This window comes from Microbacterium sp. H6 (assembly GCF_003314775.1).
Classification (GTDB): Bacteria; Actinomycetota; Actinomycetes; order Actinomycetales; family Microbacteriaceae; genus Microbacterium; species Microbacterium oxydans.
Genome location: NZ_QOAY01000140.1, coordinates 270 through 3,275 on the forward strand (window position 1 = coordinate 270; position 3,006 = coordinate 3,275).

Below are 3,006 nucleotides of genomic sequence, written 5' to 3' on the forward strand. Positions count from 1 at the left end.
CGCACCTGCGCGTCATCGTCCTTCGGAGCATCGGAGGTCTCCGCCTCGTGCGCCTCCTCGACACCGAGGGCGCCGGTCTTCGCCGCCAGGGCCGTAGAGGCCTCAGCCGCCACGGTGTCGAGCGATCCGCCCGCCGCAGCGGACACGACAGCGGCGAGAAGCCCCTCCACGAAGGGTGCGGGAGCGAGCCGGACGGGCACGTCGCTCGAACGCAGCTCCACCGCGAGTTCCGCGCTGAGCACGGCTGAGCCCAGATCCATGAGCACGAGGACGCCGTCGCACTCCGTGGCGAGCTCATCGATGGCGGCGGACACCGCGACGGCGTCCGTACCGAGGATCGGTACGCCCTCGGCGTCGACTCCGGCGCCGGCGGCGACCCGCACCCGCACCTCGCCGTCGTGGACCATCTGCAGGGCGAGCTCCAGCGCCGCCTCCCCGAGCCGTGCACTGTGGGAGACGGCGACGATGCCGATCATCTGGCGCTGTCCTCGATCGTCTCGGCGAGCGTCTCGAAGAGGATCGCCGTCGAGGCCGCTCCGGGGTCGAGGTGTCCGGCGCTGCGCTCGCCCAGGTAGCTCGCCCTGCCCTTCCGGGCGACGAGAGGGAGGGTGGCGTCCCGACCTGCCGCCGCGGCATCCGCAGCGGCTCTGGCGGCGTCGGAGACGGAGGCGCCCGCGGCGAGCGCAGCGTCCATCGCGTCGACCGCCGGCGCCATCGCGTCGAACATCGTCTTGTCCCCCGCCTCGGCCTTGCCGCGCGCGACGATACCGTCGAGTCCTGCCCGCAGTGCGGCCGCGAGAGCGTCGCCATCGAGATCGGACACGGCACCCGCGGCCATGCCCATGCGGAGGAAGAACGTGCCGTACAGAGGCCCGCTGGCACCGCCGACCGAGCTCACCAGCGTCATGCCGACCGTCTTCAGGAGCTCGTCCACCGTTGCCGGCGCGCCGGCGGACAGCTTCTCGCCGACAGCGCCCATGCCCCGAGCCATGTTGGCCCCGTGATCGGCGTCGCCGATGGCCGAGTCGAGTTCGGTGAGCCAGTCGCGCTTCTCCGTCACGGCGGCGCCGAAGCGTGCGATCCAGTCGGCGAGGAGCGTGGTGTCGACCGCGGCCATCAGACGCCCCATCGCAGACCGGGGGTGTTCACCGGGGCATCCCACAGCCGCAGAAGCTCATCGTCGGCTTTGAGCAGGGTCACCGAGCACCCGGCCATGTCGAGCGAGGTGATGTAGTTGCCGACGAGGTTCCTGGCGACCTGCACTCCGGCCTTCTCCAGCAGCGCGGCGACCTCGCCGTACATGAGGTACAGCTCGATCAGCGGGGTCGCACCCATGCCGTTGAGCATCACGATCGCAGGGCCGGTGCCGTCGATGTCGGCCAGGATCGGCTCGACGAGCTGCCGGGCGATCTCGGAGGCCGGGGCGAGGGGTTCGCGATGCCGACCCGGCTCCCCGTGGATCCCTATGCCGATCTCCATCTGATCGTCCGGAAGGTCGAAGGTGGGCTTGCCCGCTGCGGGCACCGTGCAGCTGGTGAGGGCCATTCCCATCGAGCGGCCCTGTCCGTTCACCTTCTTCGCCAGCTCGACCACGGCCGGGAGGTCGCGCCCCTCCTCCGCTGCCGCACCGAGGATCTTCTCGAGCAGCACGGTCAGGCCCACCCCGCGGCGTCCTGCGGTGTACAGGGAGTCCTGTACCGCGACGTCGTCGTCCACCGTGATGCTGCCCACCTCGATGCCGTCCATGGCGGCGAGCTCGGCGGCCATCTCGAAGTTCAGCACGTCACCGGTGTAGTTCTTCACGATGTGGAGTACACCCGCTCCGCGATCGACGGCCTTGGTCGCGACCTGCACGCGGTCGGGGGTGGGTGAGGTGAAGATCTCTCCGGCGACAGCGGCGTCCAGCATCCCGGTGCCGACGAAACCGCCGTGCAACGGCTCATGGCCGGAGCCTCCGCCGGAGACGATCGCGACCTTGCCCTGCGCCTTGGGCGTGGCGCGCGTGATGACGTGGTTCTCCAGGTCGACGGAGAGCTCGGGGTGAGCGAGCGCGACGCCTCTGAGCGACTCGACGAGAACGTCTTCCGGGGCGTTGATGAGCTTCTTCATCGTTCGATCTCCTTTGATCTTTCGCGGACTCTTTCGCAGAAATCCGAAAGCAATTCGTTAATGTCGAATATGCTCGGAGCCTGCCGGGTTGTCAAGATCAATCGTGAAGCCCGGCTCCATCGACACCGGCTCGACGACGCACCGGAAGGAGGCCCTCCCCGTGATCCAGGCGATCGACCGCGCGGCGAAGATCCTCGAACTGCTCCAGGGGGCACGCCACCTCGGCATCACCGACCTCTCTGCAGCCCTCGGCCTGCCGCCGTCGACCGTGCACGGGATCGTGAAGTCGCTACGCGCGCACGGGCTCGTCGCGAAAGAGCGGGGTGGCCAGCGCTACATGCTCGGCCCCACCCTGCTGCGCCTGAGCAACGTCTACCTCGACACCCTCGACGTGCGCGCCAGAGCCATGCGGTGGACGCAGGAGCTCGCACGCCGCACCGACCTGTCCGTACGGCTGGGCGCTCCGCACTTCACCGATGTGCTCGTCATCCACCACAATCTGCGCCCCGATGACAGCCAGCAGATGCTCGAGACCGGTGTCGCCATCCCCGCCCACGCCTCGGCGATGGGCAAAGTGCTCCTCGCCTACGACCTCGGGTTCCAGCAGAGCGTCTTCGAACAGCCGCTGCGCAGCCTCACCGGCGACACCGTCACCGACGTGGCGCGCCTGACGCTGGAGCTGCCGTCGATCGCCGAACGCGGCATGGCCGGGGAGTTCGACGAGGCCGTCCTCGGCGAGTCCTCGATCGCCGCCCCCGTCGCTGACGCGTCGAACGACATCGTCGCCGCGGTCGCCGTCGTGTTGCCCACCTCGCAAGCGCCGGCGTCGGATGCGATCCTCAACGCACTGCGGGAGACGGCACGCAACATCTCACGCGAACTCGGCGCCACCGCCTG

General features: G+C 69.4%; 4 protein-coding genes. 1 reads left to right on the forward strand and 3 read right to left on the reverse strand.

Features of this window, described 5'->3' with window-relative positions; all coding sequences use genetic code 11:
• The 3 genes from DSP71_RS09105 to dhaK form a co-directional block, all read right to left on the reverse strand.
• The coding region (locus tag DSP71_RS09105) for a PTS-dependent dihydroxyacetone kinase phosphotransferase subunit DhaM (protein ID WP_396652052.1) at nucleotides 1–476 on the reverse strand (476 nt) is incomplete at its 3' end.
• Nucleotides 473–1,117 carry a dihydroxyacetone kinase subunit DhaL gene (gene dhaL, locus DSP71_RS09110; protein ID WP_061017936.1) on the reverse strand — a complete coding sequence of 215 codons (645 nt, stop codon included), beginning with the start codon at nucleotides 1,115–1,117 and terminating at the stop codon, nucleotides 473–475. The genes DSP71_RS09105 and dhaL, both read right to left, overlap by 4 nt.
• Nucleotides 1,117–2,109: a dihydroxyacetone kinase subunit DhaK gene (gene dhaK / locus DSP71_RS09115; protein WP_058632482.1), complete on the reverse strand. Its 993-nt coding sequence runs from the start codon at nucleotides 2,107–2,109 to the stop codon at nucleotides 1,117–1,119. Before dhaK ends, dhaL begins: the two co-directional genes overlap by 1 nt.
• An 88-nt stretch (nucleotides 2,110–2,197) precedes the next feature.
• Between dhaK and DSP71_RS09120 the strand changes: the two genes are divergently transcribed.
• Nucleotides 2,198–3,006, forward strand: an 809-nt coding sequence (locus tag DSP71_RS09120) for an IclR family transcriptional regulator (protein ID WP_258546344.1), incomplete at its 3' end; no start/stop codon positions are given.

What these genes read in the sequence shown, in the direction of transcription:
- dhaL (WP_061017936.1), bottom strand. Translation starts at nt 1,117, where the DNA reads ATGGCCGCGGTCGACACCACGCTCCTCGCCGACTGGATCGCACGCTTC.
- dhaK (WP_058632482.1), bottom strand. Translation starts at nt 2,109, where the DNA reads ATGAAGAAGCTCATCAACGCCCCGGAAGACGTTCTCGTCGAGTCGCTC.